The following is a 22,119-nucleotide window of genomic DNA, read 5'->3' on the forward strand; positions in this document are numbered from 1 at the left end:
GAATTCGAGCGACACCATCGCGGCGCCCTATCGCAGATAACGCTCCTGCGCCAGCGCGCGGACATCGATGTCCGGCACCCGGTTGGAGATGATGTCGGCCAGCACCTTGCCCGAACCGCAGGCCATGGTCCAGCCGAGCGTGCCGTGGCCGGTGTTGAGATAGAGATTGGAAAGCTCGGTGCGGCCGATCAGCGGTGGGCCGTCCGGCGTCATCGGCCGCAGCCCGCACCAGAAGGTCGCCTGCCGCATGGCGCCGGCGCCCGGGAAGAGATCGCCGACCGAGTGTTCCAGCGTGCGCCGCCGCGATTCGTGCAGCCTGAGGTCGAAGCCGGAAATCTCGGCCGTGCCGCCGACGCGGATGCGGTCTCCGAGCCGGGTGATCGCCACCTTGTAGGTCTCGTCCATCACCGTCGACACCGGTGCGGCGGCGGCATCCTGGATCGGCACGGTGATCGAATAGCCCTTGACCGGATAGACCGGGATCGGCCGCTTCACCCGGCGCATGAACGCCGCCGAGTAACTGCCCAACGCCATCACATAGGCGTCGGCGGCTTTCCAGCCCTTGCTGGTCGAGAGATTGGCGATGCGGTTGCGGCTGCGAATGACGCGCCAGATCGTCACGTCGTATTCAAACTTGACCCCGCGCGCCACGCAAAGCTCAGTCAGCCTGTCGGTGAACATCTTGCAGTCGCCGGTCTCGTCGCCCGGCAGCCTGAGGCCGCCGACGAATTTCTCGCGCACCCCGGCCAGCGCCGGCTCCGCCCCGATGCAGCCGTCCTGGTCGAGGATTTCATAGGGCACGTCATATTTCTTCAGCACCTCGACATCGCCGGCGGTGCCATCGAACTGCTTTTGCGTGCGAAACAACTGCAGCGTGCCCTGGGTGCGTTCGTCATAGGCGATGCCGGTCGCTTCGCGCAGCGCCTTCAGCGTGTCGCGGCTGTACTCGGCCAGCGGCACCATGCGCGATTTGTTGATCGCGTAGCGCTCGGCCGTGCAGTTGCGCAGCATCTTGACCAGCCATGTCCACATATGCGGGTCGAAGGCCGGCCGAACCACCAGCGGGCCATGCTTCATCAGCAGCCATTTGATCGCCTTCAGCGGAATGCCCGGCCCGGCCCAGGGCGAGGCATAGCCGGGCGAAATCTCGCCGGCATTGGCGAAGCTGGTTTCCAGCGCCGGGCCTTTCTGGCGGTCGATCACCGTCACCTCGTGGCCGGCCTCGGCGAGATAATACGCCGTGGTCACCCCGATCACGCCACTGCCCAGCACCATGATTTTCATCATTCACTCCTTGCGCCACGTCCTTCAGGACCCCGATGGACGTGGCCGCATTTCCAATTTGCGCATGATCCCTTGCGAAAATCGATGCCGATTTTCGAGACCATGCGCCGTTGCCCATTCACGCTGCCGAGGGACCCGGGTCGTCGTCCTCTGTCTGCCGCATTCCGGCTCTCTCGCCAAGAGGCCGCCTGTCGGCCGCGGCGCTGTAGACGAGGGTGAGCCCATGCGGTCGCCTGAGCTCGGCTTGGGATTTCTCCTTGACTGCCCGCCGCGCGGCCTCCGGCTGGTAGAGCACTGCCTTGATCAGGATCGACTCCCGCCTGCCGTCTGGATGTTCGATCGATGTCGTCTGCCCTTCCGCCATGCCGAGCATGCGGAGGCCGCGCCGCGTTGCGACCGACAGGCTGGAGCCGACCGGTCCGCGGACCTCGTTTTGCACCAGGGTTCGCGTCTCGGCAGGGCCGGCATCGATACGAAACACCACTCTGCTGTTCAGCGTGACGATATCGGGTCCGACCGAATCGATCGGGACGACATCGGCGGTTGAAAGCTTGTGCTCGAGCATGTGCGCGATCGGATCCGCGAATGCGCGCCGGCGCTCCAGCATGACTTCGAGGACGGCGAAGTCCTTCGTCGTCAGGCAGCAATTCATGGCTGTCATCACCGCCTCCGCGCTCACGACGGCTGCTGGCCGGAGGGGGGCGTGTCGACGGCTTCGACGGTCACCGACAGTTCCCGGCCGCCACGGCTGCTCCAGCACACCACCTGCCCGACGGCCGCACCGATGAGCGCTGTCCCCATCGGCGTCAGCACCGAGATCCTGTTGTCGGAAATGTCGGCCTCGCCCGGATAGACCAGCGTGATGCGCTGCGTGTCTCCGCCTTGGCCGCTGATTGTCACCGTGGAGCCCATTCGCACCACGTCGGCGGGCATTGCCGCGGCATCCGTGATGACGGCCCGATCCATTTCCGAGAGCAGATCTTCGGCCGTCTCGGGCGCGCGGTCGAGAAACGTCCTCGCCAGGCCCGTCAGCCTGTCATGGTCGGCATCGCTGACCAGAAGCCGGCTCTGTGGGCGTAGTCCTGTTGCATGTCGCATGGCAAACCTCATGAATTGGCGCATCGAACAGATGCGCGCTTGCCGCCGTGCCGATGGCGGCTTGATGAAAAGCCGACAGCCGCGAGGCCGTCTGGCTTGAGGATGGTGATGTCAGGTAGATGCCCCGGTTCGGACGGACGCCAAAAGGCGGCCGCGCCGGGGCTACGATCCCGCGATCGGGCAGACCCTGAACAAGGTTCTGATATGGGCGAGGTTGCTCATGCCCCGAACCTTGCCGACAGGCGTCCGCTTGTCAAGCGCGGCCAAAGCGCTCAACCGCCGACATAGTCGCGATGAAAGCGCGGGCCGAGGCTGGTCAGGATTTCATAGCCGATGGTACCGGCATGGCCGGCCGCGTCGTCGACGCTTTGCGAGGGGCCGAGCAGCTCGACGAGGTCGCCATCGCGGAGCTTGCCGGACGGCAAGGCGGATATGTCGAGAATGATCGAATCCATCGACACCCGCCCGAGGAAGGGCAACCGCACGCCTTCGAACCAGGCCGCGGACGCCGCGCGTCGATGCCAGCCGTCCGCATAGCCAAGCGAGATCGTCGCAGCCGTGAGAGGAGCCGTCGTATGGAACGTGTGGCCATAGCCGACCCCAACGCCGGCCTCCAGCACCCGTGTCTGGACGACCTTGGCCTCCAGCCTCACCACCGGCAGCATCGGGTTCGGTCCTGCCGGCGTCGGATTGATACCGTAGAGCGCCGCGCCAGGCCGGGCAAGATCGTGGTGAAAGCGCTGCCCGAGAAAGATGCCGGACGAATTGGTGAGCGAGGCCGGCGCCATAGGCAGCATCATGCGCAGCCGCTCGAACGCCAGTCGCTGCCGCTCATTGGCCGGATGTTCCGGCTCGTCGGCGCAGGCCAGATGGCTCATCACGAAGCGGAGATCGATGCCGTCAAAGGCACGCGGATCGAGAGCAATGCGCTCGACATCCCCTGGCGGCATGCCAAGCCGCGACATGCCGCTGTCGACCTGGATCGCCGCCGGCAGCTTCCGGCCGGCACGGCTGGCCGTCTCGCGCCAGGCGGCCAGTTGCGCGAGGCTGTTGACGACGGCGGAAAGGTCGGCCGCCGCGGCATCCGGCTCGGCACCGGGCGGAATGCCGTTCAACACGAAAATGGCGGGCCCCGGCCCAAGCGAACGGCGCAAGGCGATACCCTCGCCCAGAAGCGCGACGAAGAAGATCTCGCAACCTTCGCGCAGCAGCGCCGCCGCCACCTGGCTCGCGCCAAGCCCGTACCCGTCGGCCTTGAGCACGCCGGCGCAACGCACGCCGCCCAATTGCGCTTTCAGCCGCCGGTAGTTTTCACGGATCGCGCCAAGGTCGATGGTGAGGACGGCCCCGGCCGCCGCTTTGCTTATGGCGGTGACGTCCTCGGACGGCGGCTTCTTGGGGGCGTCGTTCATGGCGACCCTTCCAATGCATGTCGCCCAAAAGTGGCTTCGGTCTTGGGACAACGACATGCATACAAACAGAGACCAAAGCGCGGCGCATGAATCCGTATCAGCGCGACGCGCCTTGGTGGCGGATGGACATCAATAGGACCGTCGGATCAGGACGGCAACTGCGGCCGTTTCAACCGCCGCCGATCGTCCAGCTATCGCACCAGATGCCGGAACACCGCCACCACCTCTTCATAGACATGACGCTTGAACGGCACGATCAGGTCGGGAAGATCCTGCATCGGCCGCCATGACCATTTGTCGAATTCGGCGGTGTGGTTGCCCGGCGGTGGATTGATCTGGATCTCGCTGACATCGCCGTGGAAGCGGAAGGCGAACCATTTCTGCGTCTGGCCGCGATACCGCCCCTTGTAGGCAATGCCGACGAGTTCATCCGGCAAATCGTAGTTGATCCAGCCCGGCGCCTCGGCCAGCAGCGAGACGCTACGCATGCCGGTCTCCTCATAGAGCTCGCGCTCCGCCGCCTGCAAGGGCTCCTCGCCCTTGTCGATGCCGCCCTGCGGCATCTGCCAGAGTTGCGTCGTGCCGGCAAACTCGCTGTCCGGTTCCGCAATGCGATGCCCGACCCAGACCAGGCCATCGGCATTGAGGATCATCAGCCCGACACAGGGACGATAGGGCAGCGTTTCGCGATCAATCTTTTTTTTCTTTGGCATCAGTCAGTCTTTCCAACCGTCTTGCGATCAGGCCGTGGCTAGCCTTTTTGCGGATCGATCGCCACCGCCGAAATCGGCACGATCTCGATGCCGCGTTTCTTGGCTTCGACCACCCAGGACGACACCGTGTCGACCGTCAGGTCGAAGGCCGAGCCGATGCCGACGGCAAAGCCCTTGGCGCGCGCTGTGGCTTCCAGCCCGTCGAGTTTCTTCAGGATGGCGCCACGATCCTGGACGGCATCGATCGCCGTGTCGCCGGAAACGAAGGGCACGCCGTCCTTCAGCGCCAGGTCCGGTGCAAGGCTGCGCGCCGACGAACCATCATCGATAAAGGCGAGCCCGCGTTTGCCGAGCTCGGCCATGAACGGCTCCATCGCCGCCGCGTCGGCGGAAAAGCGCGCGCCCATGTAGTTCATGACGCCGGTATAGTTTGTCGTCCGCGACAGCGCCCAGTGCAGGTTCTTCAGATTCTCGTCCGCGCTCGCCGCCACCGTCAGCGTGTTGCGGCCCGGGTTGACGTTCGGATAATCGAACGGTTCGAGCGGCACCTGCATGACGATCTCGTGGCCGCTCTGCCGCGCCGCCTGCATCCAGCGGCCGATGCTGTTGCCTTGCGGCGCGAAGGCCAGCGTCACCTCCGGCGGCAGCTTGGCGATGGCCGCCTGGGTGCCGGTCTGCGAAACCGCGAGCCCGCCGATGACGATCGCCACGCGTGCGCCGCGCGCGCCGGACCAGGGCCGCGCATAGACGTCGAACGGCCGCCGGCCATCGGCGGCGCGCACGGGCAACGGCCCGCTGTCGCTGGCTTCGATCAGCGCCTTGTCTGGAATATGTGCGATCTTCAGGTTCTGGCCGATGGTCGACGGATCGTGGATGACGATGGACGCCTTGGGCGGGCCATCGCCCTCTTCGGTCTGCACATGAATGATCTGCGGCCCGCCCGTCCTTGCCGGGCTCTCCGCCTTTGGCGTGGCGACCGGAGCCAACGCGGCCGGCGCTGCGGCGGGTTCGGCGGCCGCGGTCACTTTCGGTGTCGAAACGGTAACCTCTTGCGGCTTTCGAAACGGCTTTTCCCTGAGCGCGATCGCACCGGACACGCCGACCACCGCGAGCACGACAACGGACGCCATGACCGCGCCTGAGCCGACCCTGCCGGCGGCGCGCGGCGACCGGACGGTCTGTCCGAGCGGGCGTTCGATGTCCTTGCCTATGTCAGCCAAGCCATATCCCCGGGCGCATGATCCCGAAAATGGGAACCTTTCGAAAAAGACATGTGCGCATTCATCAGTGTCGGCACGCCCTGGCGCCGTACTACGAGGCGCCATGTTCCCCGAATCAAACTGCCGGGACCTTTCGGTCCCGGCAGCATCGCATCGCTTCGTTCAGGCGGCCAGAGCTGATTGCCCTTGGCCCGGGAGCATCGGACCCGAAAGTGGAATCCGTTTCGGGAAAATCCGATGCTCAAACAAAAAGATAGAGCGGCGCGTGCGCCGCTCCAGACCGTTACTGGTTGAGCACGGCCTTTTCCGGATTGGGCGGGAAGGACGGATCGGTCTTCTGGCCGCGCAGCAGCTGCTCGGCATAGATGAGCTGCAGGTCGTCCTTCGGATCCGGCGGCACATAGGCTGCCGAGCCCGAGCCGGTCGAGCTCTCGTCGGCGCCCTTGATGTGGCCCTTGAGGTCGGATTCGCCGCGCGTCAGGTCCCTGCCCTGCAGTTCAGGCGGCAGCGGCTGGTCGACCTTGATGTCGGGCGTGATGCCCTTGCCCTGGATCGATTTGCCGGACGGCGTGTAATAGAGCGCCGTCGTCAGCCGCAGTGCACCATTCTCGCCGAGCGGAATGATGGTCTGCACCGAACCCTTGCCAAAGGACTGCGTGCCGACCACCGTGACGCGGCGCAGATCCTGCAGCGCGCCGGCGACGATTTCCGACGCACTGGCCGAGCCGCCATTGACGAGAACGATCATCGGCTTGCCGTTGATGTCGTCGACCTGCTTTGGCTTGGCGTCGAAGCGGGTGACGTCCTTCGGATCGCGGCCGCGCGTCGAGACGATCTCGCCACGGTTGAGGAAGGCATCGGACACGCTCACCGCCTGGTCGAGCAGACCACCCGGATTGAGGCGCAGATCGAGCACATAGCCCTTGAGCTTGTCGTTCGGCACCTGCTTCTTGATGGTGTCGATGGCGTTCTCGAGGTCGTCATAGGTCTTTTCGGTGAACGAGGTGATCTTCATGTAGCCGATATCGTTCTCGACCCGGAACTTGACCGCCTTGACCTTGATGATGTCGCGCACGACCGTCAGTTCGATCGGCTTGTCGGCGCCCTGGCGCAGGATGGTGAGCTTGATCGGTGTGTTGACCAGGCCGCGCATCTTGTCGACAGCGTCATTGAGGGTCAGGCCGCGAACCTCTTCGCCATCGATCTTGGCGATATAGTCGCCGGCAAGCACGCCTGCCTTGGCGGCCGGCGTATCGTCGATCGGCGTGATCACCTTGACCAGGTCATTCTCCATGGTGACTTCGATGCCGAGGCCGCCGAACTCGCCCTTGGTCTGGACACGCATGTCCTGCGCCTGTTCGGCGTTCATGTAGGAGGAGTGCGGGTCAAGCGAGGCAAGCATGCCGTTGATGGCGTTCTCGACCAGCGACTTGTCGTCGGGCGGTGTCACATACTGTGCCCGCACCCGCTCGAAGATGTCGCCGAAGATCGCCAGTTGCTTGTAGGTCTCCGATCCTGCAGCGTTCGCCGCCGAGCCGGGCGTGCCATAGACAAGGCTCATGGCGGACGCGCCCATCAGCGCACCGGCAAACAGAAGCGACAATTTCCGCATTATTCACGTCCTTCCAGAAAAACGGTCCGCCCACCATGGGGCCGGATCGACGGGTTTTCCATCCTTGCGGAACTCGACATAGAGTTCCGGCGTGGCATTTCCATTCTTCGAAACCGAGGTGCTCGCCACCCGGGCTTCTCCCATCGCACCGACCGGCTCTCCTGCGAGCACTGACTGGCCAGTCGCGACGCTGATTCTGCTCATCCCCGCCAAAACGACATGATAACCGTCGCCAGCATTCAGGATCAAGAGTTGACCATAAGAGCGAAACGGCCCCGCATAAAGCACATTCCCATCCGCCGGTGCGGTGACGATGGCTCCCGATTGTGTCGCAACCATGTCGCCAAGCATCACTGCGCCGTTACCGTCATCGGCGCCGAATCGCCGTTTGATGCGGCCGGTCACCGGCAGCGCGATCTGTCCCTGAAGGGCTGAAAAGGGTGCCGCTGCGGCAAGTTGATTGCTTTCCGGAACAGGCGGGGATGCCGGCTCAGCCGGCGCCGATGTCTTGTCACCGTCCGCGGTCTTCTGCTCGGCGGCCTTGGCCGCATCCGCCGCCTTGCGGGTCTTGTCGGCCTGCGCTTCGAGCGAGGCGATCAGCTCCTTCAGGCTGCCGGCCCTGGCGGCGAGCGCCTCGGATCGCTGCTTTTCAGCGGCCATTTCCGTTTGCGTGTCGGCTTCGAGCTTCTGCTTGGCCTCCAGCAGCATGCCCAGCCGCTTCTTTTCCGCAGCCTGGTCGCCGACCGCCGCCGTCAGCCGCGCGCGTTCGGCCTCGATCGAGGCCGTCACCCGCGACTGCTCCTTGAGATCGGCCAGCAGGCTATCCGTCTGCTGACGCAGTTCCGGCACCACGGCGCCGAGCAGGATGGCGCTGCGCACCGACGACAGCGCGTCCTCCGGCTTGACCAGGATCGCCGGCGGCGGGTTGAGCCCCATGCGCTGCAGCGCGCCCAGCACTTCGGCCAGGACGTCGCGCCGCGCCGCCAGCGAGCCGCGGATCTTCTGTTCCTGGCCTTTCAGCCCTTCCAGCCTGGCGCCGATATCCTCGATGTCCTGGCCGAGCTTCTGCTCGGTCATTGCCGACTGGATCAGGGCGGCGGTGATCGAGGCGTGGTCCTTCTTGATCGTCGCGATGTCGGCGGAGAGCTTGGCCAGCCGCTCCGACGACAGCGTGATCTCCTTCGAAACCCGTTCGTATTCAGCCTGGCTCTGATCCGGATCGGGAGCCATGTCGAGCGTGTTCTCGGCCCGCGCCGCATGGAACGACAGGACAAGCGCCGCCGCCGCGATGCCGCAGCGCGCGCGCCATGAGCCCGTTCTTGATTTCCAGCCTTCAGACATTCGGTGCCGACTCTATCCGCGGCTTCGTTAACGAACCATCAACCATGTTTGGAGGGCTCGCTTGTCGATGCATTCTTGCGCGGCAATGGGGCGGAAATCCGGGCAGGTCGCGCCAATCCCCCGGTTTATGAACGGTGATAGGGATGGCCGGACAGGATCGTGGCGACCCTGTAGAGCTGCTCGCCGAGCATCACGCGCACCAGCTGGTGCGGCCAGGTCAGTGCGCCGAACGAGACCACCAGGTCGGCCTGGTCGCGCAGCGACTGATCATGGCCGTCGGCGCCGCCAATGGCGATGACCAGCGCCTTGCGGCCGCCATCGCGCAGCAATCCGATGCGTCCGGCGAATTCTTCCGAGGAAAAGCTCTTGCCGCGTTCGTCGAGCAGGATCAGCGCCATGCCCGGCTGCAACTGCGTCTGCAGCCTCTGGCCTTCCTCGCGCCGCCGCTCATTGGCGGTCTGCGCGCGCCCTTCGGCGATCTCGGTCACGCCGGCAAATTCGAGCCCCACCGTCGGGCCGCTTTTGGCGAAGCGCTCGAAATAGCGGTCGGCGAGCTGCTTCTCGGGGCCAGCTTTCATCCGGCCCACGGCATGAATTGATATCTTCATCCTCGCCCCTGTAAGCCGCTAATGCATGTCACCCAAGGGTGGAAACCGGTTTTCGGGCAACGACATGCATCAAAACAAAGGCGGCTCAGTGGAGGGTTTCTTCCTCGAGATCCGGCGCCTGCCACATCTTTTCGAGATTGTAGAATTCGCGGACTTCGGGGCGGAAGACATGGACGATGATGTCGCCCGAATCGATCAGGACCCAGTCGGCGCCGGCCAGCCCCTCGACGCGCGCCGTGCCGAGACCGGCATCCTTGAGCGCCTTGAGCAGGTGATCGGCGACAGCCGAGACATGACGGTGCGATCGGCCCGAGGCGACGACCATATAGTCGCCGAGGCTCGATTTCCCCTGGATGTCGATTGAGACGATGTTTTCGGCCTTGGAGTCTTCCAGACTGGCAAGGACTGTCTTGATGGCGCGGGACACGGCGTCGTTTACGCTGATCCCGGCCGGCGAAGGCACGATATAGGCCTTCTTCCGCAGTGCTGTTCTCAGTGTATTTCCTTTCGCAGCAAGAACAACCAAATCACCCCTGAAAGCAGGTGACACCGCTTAGATAGGCAGAGTTCCGTTGCAGTTTCAAGACGGAGCCCCGCAAGACATCGCCAACGACATATTGCCGGCCCGGATTCAGCCCGGTTTCCTGGCATTATCCTCGGGTGCGAAGGCGAGTTCCACCGGCAGCGGCGCCTGCGCCGTCATCGGCGCGAAACTGCCGGTTTCCGTGGTCGGAACCGACAGTTTCGTGAACACGCGCAACAGCACGAACAGGCTGAAGGCGCAAGCGATGACGATAGCCACGTAGATGAAAGCCTGCGTGCCGAAGACCGCCGACAGCGCCGTCACGATGCCCGGCACGATGAAGCCCGAAAGCGACCAGGCAAACAACAGCGAGCTGGACAGCGCCACCATGTCATCCTTGCCGGCGCGGTCGGCGGCATGCGCGCTGGCCAGCGAATAGATCGATTCCGACGCGCCGTCCCAGATGATGTAGATCACCACCAGCGCCGCCAGCGCGCCGCCGTCGAAGCCGAGCGCGAACATGCCCGCCGCGGCGGCAAGCGCCGATGCCGCGACCAGCACATAGCGGCGGTCGGTACGGTCGGAAATCCAGCCAAGCGGTATCTGCAGGATCAGCGTGCCGACCGGCATTGCCGAAAGCAGCAGCGCCACATCGGCCTGGCTGTAGCCCTTGGCCGTGGCGTGGATCGGCGCAAAGCCGGCAATCGACATCGACAGGCCACCGACCGCCAGCATGCCGGCGACGCCGACCGGTGAAATCCGCCAGGCCCGGCCGAGCGCCACCGAGGCCGCTTGCGGCGCCGGCGGCTGGGCCAGCCGCGTCATCCCGACAGGGAGGATCGACAGAGCGGTGAAGACGATGCCGATCAAGGGCGCATCCGCCGTCCTGATATCGACCAGCGCCAGCGTCGCGTAACCGACGCCAAGCCCGGCGACATAGGCAACGTAGAAGAAAGCCATCACCCTGCCGCGTATGGCGTTGGCAATGGCATCGTTCAGCCAGCTTTGGGCAACGATGAACAGGCCGCAGATGGCAAAGCCGTAGAGCGCGCGGGCGGCAATCCACACGATCGGGTGCGGCCCGGCGCCGACGGCGGCATTGGCCAGTGCGATCAGGGCCGACAGCACCATGAACGCACGCGCGTGGCCAACCCTTCGCACCAGCGGTCCGGTCAGGATACAGCCGGCGAGACCGCCGGCCGAAAGGCCGGTGATGATCAGCCCGGCCCATGTCGGATCGAAGCCTTCGACGCCAAGGCGGACCGGGATATAGGCAAACATCAGCCCATTGCCGACAGCGATCAGCGCCATCGACACGATGACGCTGGCAATCGCGACCAGCGGCGGCTCTTCGCGCTGCGTGGCTTCGGTGCGGTTTTTTTCGAGAATCGGCATGTCTGCTCAGGATTGCCCATGAAACAGGCAAAGGGAGCGATAAAAGCGACATCGCCGGACGGGTGGAAATCTCGCTTTCGCCGCTTCCGACGGGACAGGATGCTCAGCCTTTCGCCAGCTTGCGGATCGCGCTCGACGACAGCGACGAGCGCGGGCCATGGATGAAGGTCCAGGCCGGCGCCTTCATGCGGGCGAGGCGAGGCGCGTCCCCCTCGTCGACGCGGGCATAGTCGAAGGTCTTGGCGACCACCGACGACAGGAACGACAGTGTCGCGCCCGGGCGGTCGATGACCGCGATCGGGAAGGTCATGACGATCTCGCGCCAGCGCTGCCAGCGATGGAAGTCGCGCAAGCTGTCGGCGCCCATGATCCAGACGAAATCGACGCCGGGATTGCGCGCCTTGACCAGCGCCAGCGTGTCGGCGGTGTAGCGGACGTGATGGGCCGCCTCGAAGGCGGTGACCTTGACCTTGGGGTTCTTGGCGATCCGCTCGGACAATTGCAGCCGCTCGGCCAGCGGCGCCAGCTCCCGCGTGCTCTTCAGCGGATTGCCGGGCGTCACCATCCACCACAACTGGTCGAGCGCCAGGCGCCGCAGCGCGATTTCGGCGACCAGCGCATGGCCGGCATGCGGCGGATTGAACGAACCGCCGAACAGGCCGACAGCCAGCCCCTTTTCGGCATGCGGCATTTTGAGATAGCGGGGGGAGACGGCGTCCTTACCCTCCCCCTTGTGGGGAGGGTCGATCCGCGAAGCGGAGCGGGGTGGGGGTATCGTGGAATTCAGCGTCGTCCCCCCACCCGGCTCGCTGCGCTCGCCACCCTCCCCACAAGGGGGAGGGTAAGACCAGCGTTCAAGGCCTCACCTGTCCCGACCCGCGCACGCGGTATTTGAACGAGGTCAACTGCTCGACGCCGACCGGCCCGCGCGCATGCATCTTGCCGGTGGCGATGCCGATCTCGGCACCCATGCCGAATTCGCCGCCGTCGGCGAACTGCGTCGAGGCATTGTGCAACAGGATCGCCGAATCGATCTCGTTGAAGAACCGTTCCACCACCTGCGCGTCCTCCGCGACGATCGCCTCGGTGTGGTGCGAGGAGAAATTCTCGATGTGCTCGATCGCACCATCGATGCCGTCGACCAGCTTCACCGCGATGATGGCGTCGAGATATTCGGTCACCCAGTCGGCGTCGGTCGCCGGCTTGGCGTCGAAGAACACTTTCAGCACCTCGGCATCGGCATGGATCTCGCAGCCGGCCGCGCGCAAAGCGTCGAGGATCGGCACCAGATGAGTGGACGCCACCGCGCGGTCGACCAGCAGCGTCTCGGCGGCACCGCACACGCCGGTGCGCCGCATCTTGGCGTTGACGGCGATCTCAACTGCCATGTCGAGCCTGGCGGAACGGTCGATGTAGAGATGGCAGATGCCTTCGAGATGGGCGAAGACCGGCACCCGCGCCTCGTTCTGCACCCGCCCGACAAGGCTTTTTCCCCCGCGCGGAATGATGACGTCGAGCGCACCGCCGAGGCCCTTCAGCATCTCGCCGACAGCGGCGCGGTCGGTGGTCGGCACCAGTTGGATGGCGTCCTCCGGCAGGCCGGCGGCCTTCAGCCCCTCGACCAGGCAGGCATGGATGGCGGCCGATGAGTTGAGCGAATCCGAGCCGCCGCGCAGGATAACCGGGTTGCCGGCCTTGAGGCACAGCGCGCCGGCATCCGCCGTCACGTTCGGACGGCTCTCATAGATGACGCCGACGACGCCGAGCGGCGTGCGCACGCGCTCGATGTGGAGGCCGTTCGGCCGGTCCCATTCAGCGATGACGTCGCCGACCGGATCGCGCAGTGCCGCGATCTCACGGATACCTTCGGCCATGGCGCGGATGCGCGCCGGGTTGAGCTTCAGCCGGTCCATGAACGAAGCGGAAAGCCCTGATTCCTCGCCATTCGAGACATCGATGGCGTTGGCGTCGAGGATGTCTCGTTCACGACGCAGGATCGTCTCGGCCATGGCGGCGAGCGCGGCGTTCTTGGCGGCGGTCGTGGCAATGGCCAGCGGTCGGGCGGCGGCGCGGGCGCGGCGGCCGATATCGGCCATCAGCGCCACGGTGTCATCCCGGGATTTTTCATGCAGCTTCAGCATGGCTCACCCTCCGCTCGATACTTGGTCACCGGTCCGTACCTGGTCGGCAACCCGGGCTTGGTCGGCTGCATGGCTCACCACAAGGTCGTCGCGGTGGATCATCGCTGAACGCGCTTCGTAACCGAGCACGGTTTCGATCTCGGCCGTTTTCAGACCAGCGATCCTTACGGCATCGGCGGCATCATAGGCAACCAGGCCGCGTGCGATCTCGCGGCCTTCGGGCGACAGGATCGCCACCGTGTCGCCACGCGAGAAATTGCCGCTGACCAGCTTGACGCCGGCCGGCAGCAGCGACTTGCCGGACAGCAGCGCGCCGATGGCGCCGGCATCGACCGTCAGCCGGCCGGCCGGTTCGAGCTGGCCGGCGATCCAGGTCTTGTAGCCCTTGACCGGATTGGCGCTGGGACGGAAGAAGGTGGCGCGTTCGCCGCGTTCGATCGCCATCAGCGGCGACAGCCTTGTGCCCGATGTGATGATCATCGCCGTGCCGGCGGCGGTGGCGATCTTGCCGGCGTCGAGTTTGGTCCGCATGCCACCGCGCGACAGCTCGGAAGCGGCGGCGCCCGCCATCGCCTCGATGTCAGGCGTAATACGGTCGACGACGGCAATGAATTTGGCTTGCGGGTCGCGCGCCGGCGGCGCGGTGTAGAGCCCGTCAATGTCGGAAAGCAGGACCAGAAGGTCTGCGCCCATCATCGTCGCCACGCGCGCGGCCAGCCGGTCATTGTCGCCATAGCGGATTTCGGAGGTCGCCACCGTGTCGTTCTCGTTGATGACCGGCACCGCCTTCATCTTGAGCAGCGTCGAGATCGTCGCTCGCGCGTTGAGGTAGCGGCGGCGTTCCTCGGTGTCGCCGAGCGTCAGCAGGATCTGGCCCGATCTCAGGCTGCCCTTGCCGAGCGCATCCGACCAGGCGCCGGCCAGCGCGATCTGCCCGACGGCAGCCGCTGCCTGGCTCTCCTCGAGCTTCAGGGCACGCTTGCCAAGGCCGAGAATGGTGCGGCCGAGCGCGATGGCGCCGGACGACACGACGAGGATCTCGGCGCCGCCCTGGGCGAGCACCGCAATATCGTCGGCGAGCGAGGCCAGCCAGTCGCGCTTCAGGCCCGTCGTGCGGTCGACGAGCAGCGCCGAACCGATCTTGACGGTGATGCGCCGGTATTTCTTCAGCGACTGCATGGCCCTATTTTTCCCAGCGCGTCTCGACTACCGGAGCAGTTTCCGCGCGCGCCTCGGCAATCACCGCCATCAGCGCCCGCAACACGACTTCGACACCTTCGCCGGTGACGGCGGACAACAGCATCGGCGCCCGGCCGGCGGCACGCTTCAGCGAGGCGACCTTCTTCTTGCGCGCATCGGCGTCGAGCGTGTCGACCTGACTGAGCGCCAGGATCTCGACCTTGTCGGTCAGGCCATTGCCATAGGCATCGAGCTCTCCGCGCACGGTCTTGTAGGCCTTGCCGGGATTTTCCTCCTGCGCCGAAACCAGATGCAGCAGCACACGCGTGCGCTCGACATGGCCGAGGAAGCGGTCGCCGATGCCGACACCCTGATGCGCGCCTTCGATGAGGCCCGGAATGTCAGCGATGACGAATTCGCGCCCGTCGATGCGAGCGACGCCAAGACCGGGGTGCAGCGTTGTGAATGGATAGTCGGCGATCTTCGGCTTGGCCGCGGTGACGGCGGCCAGGAAAGTCGACTTGCCGGCATTGGGCAGCCCGACCAGCCCGGCATCGGCGATCAGCTTCAGACGCAGCCAGATGTTGAGCTCCACGCCCGGCAGGCCGGGATTGGCGCGGCGCGGCGCCTGGTTGGTCGAGGTCTTGAAATGCTGGTTGCCGAAGCCGCCATTGCCGCCCTTGGCGAGCAGAAAGCGCTGGCCGACCACCGTCAGGTCGCAGATCAGCGTCTCGTTGTCCTCCTCGAAGACCTGGGTTCCCACCGGCACCTTGAGCGTGACATCGGCGCCCTTGGCGCCCGTCATGTTGCGGCCCATGCCATGGACGCCGGTCTTGGCCTTGAAATGCTGCTGGTAGCGATAGTCGATCAGCGTGTTCAGCCCGTCGACCGCCTCCAGCCAGACATCGCCACCGCGGCCGCCGTCGCCGCCATCCGGTCCGCCGAATTCGATGAACTTCTCGCGCCGGAACGACACCGAACCGGCGCCCCCGTCACCGGAGCGGACATAGACCTTGGCTTGATCGAGAAATTTCATCGGGCTGCAGTTTCTTTTATTGGCCTTGCGGCATTGCTCTAAACCTTGGGCCTTGCTCTAAACCAAGGCGCGGCGAAGGGCGAGGACGTTTTGCGGCAGGGGCCGCGCGAGATCGGCCGGAGTGATGTCGGAATGAAGCTTGTAACCTACAACATCCAGTACGGCATCGGCCTCGATGGACGTTATGATGTCGCGCGCGTCACCGACGCCGTGCGCGGCGCCGACGTGATCGCGCTGCAGGAGGTGACCCGCAACAATCCCAGGAATGGCGGGCGCGACATGGTCGCCGAGATCGGCGAGGCGCTGCCCGACTATTTCGCCGTCTATGGCAGCAATTTCGAGGCCAATATCGGTTCTCGCGTCGAGAACGGCCGCGCCGTCACCAACACTTTCCAGCTCGGCAACATGGTGCTGTCGAAGACGCCCATTCATCTGTCGCGCAATCTGCTTCTGCCGCGCAGCCGCAGCTTCGAGATGATGAACTTCCAGCGTGGCGCGCTGGAGGCGCTGATCGAGACACCGCTTGGTTTCATCCGCTTCTATTCCATCCATCTCGATCATCGCAGCCCGGTCGAACGCGCCAGCCAGATCCAGTTCCTGCGCCAGCGCCTGCTGAACTATGCGCTCGAAGGCGGCGCCTTGTCCGGCGTCGCCGAGATCGGCCTGCCGGAATTGCCCCATCCCGAAGCCTTTGTCGGCATGGGCGATTTCAACATGCTGGCCGGATCGCCCGAATATGTCGAACTCGCCGGCCGGCCGGATCATGAATTCGGCATGCCGCTGACCGCCGACTTTGCCGTCGATGCCGCCTTGCGCCTCAACGTCGCTGGCGACGATCTCGTCTCCTGGGTCGATCCCAAACAACCCGCCAACGCCAGCCGCCACAAGCGCATCGACTACGTCTTCACCAGCGCTTCGCTTGCCAGATCGCTGAAGCGTCTGTGGGTCGACCGCCAGGCGGTCGGTTCGGACCACCTGCCGGTGTGGGTCGAAATGGGTTGAACCCAGGTTTGGCCCGCAATCTTTTCTGAACCCTGACCAAAAGCTCAGCGCCGAGGCGTGTCGAGATTCAGGTCACCTGAATATTGGTACACATCAAAAGTGGATCCAGTTCCGCAGGCTGGTCCAAGTCTTCCTGTCGAGCCGGTAGCGCTCGACCGGCACCTGGCCGGCGACGATCGAGTTCAGCATGCCCTGGCCGGCATACTGGAAACCGCATTTGTGGATCACCCGGCGGGAGGCCGGATTGATGACCCGCGTCGAGGCGTGCAGCACCTGGATCGAGGTTCTCTGGAAAGCGAGGTCGACCAGCGCATGCGCGGCTTCCGTCGCATAGCCGCGCTTCCAGTGAGGCTCACCGATCCAGTAACCGAGTTCCAGCCCGCGATCGGTGGTGTTCAAGCCCGCGCAGCCGACAAAGGTGTCGGTGCCGGCCAGCGTCAAGGCGTAGGCGATGCCGGCCCGGCGCGACTTGGTCATGGCGAGGAAAGCGCGCGCCTCGGCCTCGCCATAGGGGTGCGGCATGCGGGCCAGCATTTCGGCGACATGACGGTTGTCGGCAAGCTCGACCAGTTGCGCGATATCGCCTTCGTGCGGCGCCCGCATCACCAGCCGCTCGGTAACCAGCACCGGACAGTCTATCGCGTAACTTTCGTCTTCTGAGTCTTCCGCTTCGGCAACCATTTGAAAGTCCTCCAGGCACAAGAAAAAGGGGAGATGGAAACCCATCTCCCCTGATCCTTTTCCTGGCTTTGCCAGACACCGGTTCCCGAGATGGGCGCCGGTGTTCTGGTGCGGAACCGGCTACTCCGCGGCTTTGGTAATCGGGTTGACCGATACGTAGGTTCGGCCGTTGGCTTTCTTGTTGAACATCACGGCGCCGGCTTCGAGCGCAAAAAGCGTATGGTCCGTGCCGATGCCGACGTTGACGCCGGGATGCCACGTGGTGCCGCGTTGACGAATGATGATGTTGCCCGGGATGACGGCTTCGCCGCCGAACTTCTTCACGCCCAGACGCTTGGAATGCGAGTCGCGACCGTTGCGCGACGAGCCGCCAGCTTTCTTGTGTGCCATCTAACTAACTCCGTTGCGCCGCAAGGCGCCTAAAAGGCCTTATGAACGCGTTCGCGTTCCGTTTCAAGTCCGATCCGGCTGATGTTTCGCCGGAAAATTACTTCGCCGCCAATTCCTTGGCCTGCTCGCGCCAGTCCTTGATCTGGTCGGCGCTGAAGGGCATGTGCTCGTCGATCTTGGCGACATCCTTGTCGGTCAGCTTGGCGAGCTGGGCGAAGGTGATGATGCCCTGCTCGTTGAGATCCTTGGCGGCGACCGGGCCGATGCCCTTGATCACGGTCAGGTCGTCCGGCTCACCCTTCGGCGCCTTGAACAGCGGCGCTGCGGCGGTCTCGGCTGCCTTGGCCTTGGCTTCCTTCTTCGGCGCGGCTTCCGCCTTCGCTTCGGTGGCGGCCTCTGCCTTCACTTCCGCCTTGGCGGCGGCCTTCTTGGTCGGCTTGGCGCCACCCAGCAGGATCTCGGAGATCCGCACGGTGGTCAGAAGCTGGCGATGGCCGATCTTGCGGCGCGAGTTCTGCCGGCGGCGCTTCTTGAAAGCGATGACCGTGCGGTTCTTGCCCTGCTCGACGACTTCGGCGGTGACCACCGCGCCATCGACGAACGGCGCGCCGAACGTGACATTCTCGCCCTCGCCATGCGCGAGCACGTGGCCGATCTCGACGATATCGCCGACACTGGCTTCGACTTTTTCGATCTTCAGGAGATCGTTGGCGGCGACGCGATACTGCTTGCCGCCCGTTTTGATGACTGCGAACATTTTTTGCCTTTCGCTGTTCGGTCGGCCTCGATGAACCGCCTCTGGCGGTTCGGCCGTCTTTTTGTCAGTCTGCGGGTTCAAAAAACAAGCGGCGCGGAAGAACCCTCCACGCCGATTGCGCGCTGTCCCTAACCGAAGGTTGAGTGCGAGTCAAGGCAAACGGCCGCGCCGCTGCCGAGACTGTCATTGGCGGTCACGGGCCGGCCGTCTCAGCATGCCCCCCAACACGGTGTTGCCCCCGGTGGTGATCTTTTCCGGCGAGAACAACGGCAGGCCAACGGCGCCCAGGAGAGAAGCGTCGCGGCGATGACCGCCAGGGCCGCCTGCGCGATGCCCGTGAGCGGTAAACACCGGCGTGAATCCGCTGGCTGTCGGGCAAGCCAAATAACTGGCCGATTTGGCCTTGTAACCTGCCCGTTCAGCCGTTATCTAGTGCGCCGCGCCGGCAACGGCCGACCATGACCGCGGAGAGGTGGCAGAGTGGTCGAATGCACCGCACTCGAAATGCGGCATGGGTGCAAGCCCATCGGGGGTTCGAATCCCTCCCTCTCCGCCATTGATTTCAGATAAATACTTGGTTTCATTTATTTTTTTGACTTCAATCTTCCGGAGCCTGCACCTTTAGCTGCATCATTTTAGCGGCATTCGGCGGGCCAAGTCATTTCAAGTCCGCAGGAGGCCACAGGTACGACACCGGGCCTGCGGGAAAGATCATATCTTGCGTTCGAGGTTCGCAAAGGTCACTCCATTGTTGCAGTGTTCCCTGCTTGGCGGCCCAAGCCGAAATCAGCGCGTCGAGTTCATGCTCGTTTCTGACACTGCCCGGCGACAAGGCTGCGCGATCAACGAACCAGTCAAATGCGGCCGCTATCTCCGACTTCGCGTAATTTGCTCCATGCAGCGCGTGAAACAGGACTTTCGGATGAGTCTCGGTAATGGCCATCATCGGCCATTGCTCCTTCAGTCGGATGGCTAGGCCAACTCCGCCGACCGCCATTGCCCCGAACAGCGAGTTCGGCGACATCACGCTCGCGCTTGCGCCGGGGTATTTCCCTTTGAGACAAAGGTCGGCTCGCCTCCATCCTGACGGCCCATCGCTCCAGTGGAGGAGCGTATCAATACCTGCCAACGAAGGAGCTTCGCCTGCGCAAGCTATTACCGCCCACCGCATCGCCTCGGCAATGGTCCCTACCGTAGCTGTGGTGAATGAGCCCTCCGCTAGAAGGCAGCAACCAAAGCCCTTGGCACCGCCCGGATCAAAGCCGAGCGCGATCATTCAGCTTCCGACGTCCTCGGCGCGCCTTTGGTGCAGCACCGCGCTCGGCCCTGATCCGCTCCAGCAACAAGCTGGCGGGTTCATCAGCTGGGTCTTGCGGCACAAGTTCACCCCGGAAGGCTTTGGCGAGAACGGCTTGGTCGAGATGGTCGATCAGCTTACTGGCGCTGGTCGCCTCATCCGCGAGACGGTCGATCCAGTTGAACGCAGTTTCGATGCGTCGGACGATTTCACGTTGTTCATCTTGCGGAGCGATATGAAAGACAAAGCGCTTCAGTTGCTTCGTGTGAACGTGTTGGATGAGGCTGCCAGAGTTCAGCCCATTGTCCACGAAAGCTCGGAAGTCAGGTGCCTTGAGAGCGTATAGGCAGTAGTTTCGGTCCATAAGATGGGGACGGAAGAGCGCGATACGCTGATTTAGAAGAAATTCGTCCGTTTCTGACGACAGACAAACACGGGCAAGAAACTGATCTTCAAGGCTCTGGGCTGTCAAGTTTACGACTATCTCGCATCCTCGGATTAAGTGTTCGGGATGCTGCTGAGCATATGATCGTGGAAGGAAGCGAGTGTTCTTTTCGTTCCATTCCACCCGTCCACTCTTATGCAAGTTGCCCGGTCGCAAGAGCTTCACACCCTTAGTCGCATAATCTCCACTTGGAAAAGCCCTTCCATTCAATGTCGTGCCAGCGTCTTCCCACGGAACGTGCTGCCAAGCCACTGACGTCCTTCCGGCCCGCCAACCGCTTGTCAAATCCCCTCGGAACGCTGCCGCCAGCACAGCCTGCTTGTACCTCTCGACGAGGCGAAGAACGTGGTCGAGGTGGTGGCGGGCGTGTTTGGATTTGCCGGTGAGGCTGTCGATCTTGGCTACGATCCGACGCTGTTCGGGCACAGGCGGCAGGCGGATCTCTATCTCGGCTAGGTCATCTTTACCTATCACACCCTGCGCGCTACCGGTGGAACCGGCTCTGAGGTCGAGAACTTTCGTTGCCAAGAAATCATAGAGAAACCGCTGGTCCAGAGCTTCTGTAGGGCGAATTGCAGCAACACTTCGCCCGATTGCACAGTCCGCACCTAGGTTGATTTTGCCCGCCGTCGCACCCACCACACATATAAGAACATCGGAGGAGAGTGCATGCTTCAGCGGACGAACGGTCCATTCCCTGATTAGAGGACGGTCGCTTCCGAACTCTCCTGCCTTTACGAAAGGTGTACCGACGCCCGACTTGTTGCAATCCGCTCCGGGAGGTGCCTGTCCCATGATAAAATCCACTAGCTTGCCCAAAACTTCAGGCGACCAGCCATTTGGCAATTGGCTCATTCCGCAGCCTGCGCGATGACAGCGGCGTTCAAAACCGTTTCTGGCTCCAATTCTTCTGAGAGTGCCTCGATCTCCTCCAACGCGGCCTTGAGGTGCCCGATGATGGCGGCGGCAATGTCTTCCGGCTCGGTCAACGCCTCCTCTGCCTCGGCCTCGGTGTCGCGGAGCCATGCGATGTCGAGGTTGTCGTTGCGCGCGGCGATGGCCTCTCGGTTGAACCGCTTCCACCGACCGTCGTCACCGTGTTCCTTTCGCTCTGGACTGCCATTCGGGTTTGCGCCGTAGGCGGCTTCGAACTCGGCGAAGTCGGCGACCGTCAGCGGACGGGTCTTGCCAAAAGCGGGCATGTTCGCCCGCATGTCATAGACCCAGACGGCCTTTGTGTTCGCCTTGTCAGTCTTGCCGCGCTGGAGGAACAGCACGTTGGTCTTGACGCCTTGCGAATAGAAGATGCCTGTCGGCAGGCGCAAGATCGTGTGCAGTTGGCAAAGGTCCATTAGCCATGTGCGCAGGCGGCGGCCCGTGTTGTCCTCGAACAATACGTTGTCGGGCACCACAACGGCAGCACGGCCGCCGGGCTTCAATGCGCGGACGATGTGCTCGACAAAGGCAAGTTGCTTGTTCGAGGTATCCGCCGTGACCGAGAAGTCCAAGCGCGTCGGGCGACCGCCGCCCTTCTTAGTGCCGAACGGCGGGTTGGTGAGCAGAAGGTCGGCTTTTGGTAGAGCCTCGCCATCGGGCGACAGCGTGTCAATGTTGTCGACACCACCTTCGATGCCGTGCAGCAGCAGGTTCATCATGCAAAGCCGGTGCGTGTCAGGCACAAGCTCGGCACCCACGAAGGCGTTATGCCGCTGGAAGAAGGCTTGCGCCTCAGGCAGCTTGTAGAGGTCGTCGGTGTGATCCTTGATGTAGCGGTCGGCGGCTACGAGGAACCCAGCGGTGCCGGCAGCGGGGTCTTGCACCGTCTCGTCCGGCTGCGGCTGCATGAGGCGCACGATGCAGTCGATCAAAGGGCGCGGCGTGAAGTATTGACCCGCGCCGGATTTCTTGTCGGAGGCGTTCTTTTCCAACAGCCCCTCATAGAGGTTGCCAAGACCCTCTTCGCGTGCCGAGAACCAATCCAACTG

Annotated in this window: 22 protein-coding genes and 1 tRNA gene; 2 read left to right on the forward strand and 21 right to left on the reverse strand. The window is 63.8% G+C overall.

Annotated elements, in window-relative coordinates; translation table 11 throughout:
* Nucleotides 1-27: 27 nt before the first annotated feature.
* The 15 genes from OOJ09_RS24120 to obgE form a co-directional block, all read right to left on the reverse strand.
* Nucleotides 28-1,284: a D-amino acid dehydrogenase gene (locus tag OOJ09_RS24120; protein WP_269907595.1), complete on the reverse strand. Its 1,257-nt coding sequence runs from the start codon at nt 1,282-1,284 to the stop codon at nt 28-30.
* 118 nt (nt 1,285-1,402) lie between these two features.
* Entirely contained in the window at nt 1,403-1,945 is a 543-nt protein-coding gene (locus OOJ09_RS24125) for a nucleoside-diphosphate kinase (protein WP_269907596.1), read from the reverse strand.
* A 14-nt stretch (nt 1,946-1,959) separates the two neighbouring features.
* On the reverse strand, nt 1,960-2,382 hold the full coding sequence (gene rnk / locus OOJ09_RS24130; protein WP_269907597.1) for a nucleoside diphosphate kinase regulator: 423 nt from the start codon (nt 2,380-2,382) through the stop codon (nt 1,960-1,962).
* A gap of 272 nt (nt 2,383-2,654) precedes the next feature.
* Entirely contained in the window at nt 2,655-3,794 is a 1,140-nt protein-coding gene (gene alr / locus OOJ09_RS24135; protein ID WP_269907598.1) for an alanine racemase, read from the reverse strand.
* Nucleotides 3,795-3,985: 191 nt separating this feature from the next.
* The gene (locus OOJ09_RS24140) at nt 3,986-4,507 is read right to left on the reverse strand and encodes an RNA pyrophosphohydrolase (RefSeq protein ID WP_269907599.1); all 522 of its coding nucleotides are present in this window, start codon (nt 4,505-4,507) and stop codon (nt 3,986-3,988) included.
* Nucleotides 4,508-4,545: 38 nt separating this feature from the next.
* Nucleotides 4,546-5,727, reverse strand: a complete 1,182-nt coding sequence (locus OOJ09_RS24145; protein ID WP_269907600.1) for a divergent polysaccharide deacetylase family protein — start codon at nt 5,725-5,727, stop codon at nt 4,546-4,548.
* Nucleotides 5,728-6,010: 283 nt separating this feature from the next.
* Nucleotides 6,011-7,342, reverse strand: coding sequence for a S41 family peptidase (locus OOJ09_RS24150; RefSeq protein WP_269907619.1), 1,332 nt, complete (start codon nt 7,340-7,342; stop codon nt 6,011-6,013).
* On the reverse strand, nt 7,343-8,680 hold the full coding sequence (locus OOJ09_RS24155) for a murein hydrolase activator EnvC family protein (protein ID WP_269907601.1): 1,338 nt from the start codon (nt 8,678-8,680) through the stop codon (nt 7,343-7,345).
* 125 nt (nt 8,681-8,805) lie between these two features.
* The gene (rlmH, locus tag OOJ09_RS24160; protein WP_269907602.1) at nt 8,806-9,288 is read right to left on the reverse strand and encodes a 23S rRNA (pseudouridine(1915)-N(3))-methyltransferase RlmH; all 483 of its coding nucleotides are present in this window, start codon (nt 9,286-9,288) and stop codon (nt 8,806-8,808) included.
* An 85-nt stretch (nt 9,289-9,373) separates the two neighbouring features.
* A complete protein-coding gene (gene rsfS / locus OOJ09_RS24165; RefSeq protein WP_091578959.1) occupies nt 9,374-9,751 on the reverse strand; it encodes a ribosome silencing factor in 378 nt (125 codons plus the stop codon).
* A 168-nt stretch (nt 9,752-9,919) separates the two neighbouring features.
* A complete protein-coding gene (locus OOJ09_RS24170; protein ID WP_269907603.1) occupies nt 9,920-11,206 on the reverse strand; it encodes an MFS transporter in 1,287 nt (428 codons plus the stop codon).
* Nucleotides 11,207-11,309: 103 nt separating this feature from the next.
* The gene (locus OOJ09_RS24175; protein WP_269907604.1) at nt 11,310-11,897 is read right to left on the reverse strand and encodes a nicotinate-nucleotide adenylyltransferase; all 588 of its coding nucleotides are present in this window, start codon (nt 11,895-11,897) and stop codon (nt 11,310-11,312) included.
* A gap of 163 nt (nt 11,898-12,060) precedes the next feature.
* Nucleotides 12,061-13,347, reverse strand: coding sequence for a glutamate-5-semialdehyde dehydrogenase (locus OOJ09_RS24180; protein ID WP_269907605.1), 1,287 nt, complete (start codon nt 13,345-13,347; stop codon nt 12,061-12,063).
* Between the two features lie 3 nt (nt 13,348-13,350).
* Nucleotides 13,351-14,526: a glutamate 5-kinase gene (gene proB / locus OOJ09_RS24185; RefSeq protein WP_269907606.1), complete on the reverse strand. Its 1,176-nt coding sequence runs from the start codon at nt 14,524-14,526 to the stop codon at nt 13,351-13,353.
* 4 nt (nt 14,527-14,530) lie between these two features.
* Nucleotides 14,531-15,562 carry a GTPase ObgE gene (gene obgE / locus OOJ09_RS24190; RefSeq protein ID WP_269907607.1) on the reverse strand — a complete coding sequence of 344 codons (1,032 nt, stop codon included), beginning with the start codon at nt 15,560-15,562 and terminating at the stop codon, nt 14,531-14,533.
* Between the two features lie 132 nt (nt 15,563-15,694).
* Here obgE and OOJ09_RS24195 point away from each other — a divergent pair, with 132 nt between their 5' ends.
* Nucleotides 15,695-16,564 carry an endonuclease/exonuclease/phosphatase family protein gene (locus tag OOJ09_RS24195; protein WP_269907608.1) on the forward strand — a complete coding sequence of 290 codons (870 nt, stop codon included), beginning with the start codon at nt 15,695-15,697 and terminating at the stop codon, nt 16,562-16,564.
* 93 nt (nt 16,565-16,657) lie between these two features.
* Here the strand turns inward: OOJ09_RS24195 and OOJ09_RS24200 are convergent, their stop codons facing one another.
* From OOJ09_RS24200 to OOJ09_RS24210, 3 genes are all read right to left on the reverse strand, one after another.
* On the reverse strand, nt 16,658-17,245 hold the full coding sequence (locus OOJ09_RS24200) for a GNAT family N-acetyltransferase (RefSeq protein ID WP_269907609.1): 588 nt from the start codon (nt 17,243-17,245) through the stop codon (nt 16,658-16,660).
* Nucleotides 17,246-17,365: 120 nt separating this feature from the next.
* The gene (gene rpmA / locus OOJ09_RS24205) at nt 17,366-17,635 is read right to left on the reverse strand and encodes a 50S ribosomal protein L27 (RefSeq protein WP_091578900.1); all 270 of its coding nucleotides are present in this window, start codon (nt 17,633-17,635) and stop codon (nt 17,366-17,368) included.
* Nucleotides 17,636-17,732: 97 nt separating this feature from the next.
* Entirely contained in the window at nt 17,733-18,392 is a 660-nt protein-coding gene (locus tag OOJ09_RS24210) for a 50S ribosomal protein L21 (protein WP_269907610.1), read from the reverse strand.
* A 466-nt stretch (nt 18,393-18,858) separates the two neighbouring features.
* On the opposite strand from OOJ09_RS24210, the gene OOJ09_RS24215 reads away from it, so the two are divergent.
* Nucleotides 18,859-18,948: transfer RNA gene (locus OOJ09_RS24215), tRNA-Ser, on the forward strand.
* Between the two features lie 102 nt (nt 18,949-19,050).
* Here OOJ09_RS24215 and OOJ09_RS24220 read toward each other — a convergent pair.
* The 3 genes from OOJ09_RS24220 to OOJ09_RS24230 form a co-directional block, all read right to left on the reverse strand.
* Nucleotides 19,051-19,668 carry a DUF429 domain-containing protein gene (locus OOJ09_RS24220; RefSeq protein ID WP_269907611.1) on the reverse strand — a complete coding sequence of 206 codons (618 nt, stop codon included), beginning with the start codon at nt 19,666-19,668 and terminating at the stop codon, nt 19,051-19,053.
* Entirely contained in the window at nt 19,649-20,989 is a 1,341-nt protein-coding gene (locus OOJ09_RS24225) for a restriction endonuclease subunit S (protein ID WP_269907612.1), read from the reverse strand. The genes OOJ09_RS24220 and OOJ09_RS24225 overlap by 20 nt, the downstream gene beginning before the upstream one ends.
* Nucleotides 20,986-22,119 (reverse strand): HsdM family class I SAM-dependent methyltransferase (locus OOJ09_RS24230; RefSeq protein ID WP_269907613.1); only part of this gene is annotated, 1,134 nt, incomplete at its 5' end. The genes OOJ09_RS24230 and OOJ09_RS24225, both read right to left, overlap by 4 nt.

The organism is Mesorhizobium qingshengii (genome assembly GCF_027563465.1).
In the GTDB taxonomy this organism is placed as follows: domain Bacteria; phylum Pseudomonadota; class Alphaproteobacteria; order Rhizobiales; family Rhizobiaceae; genus Mesorhizobium; species Mesorhizobium qingshengii_A.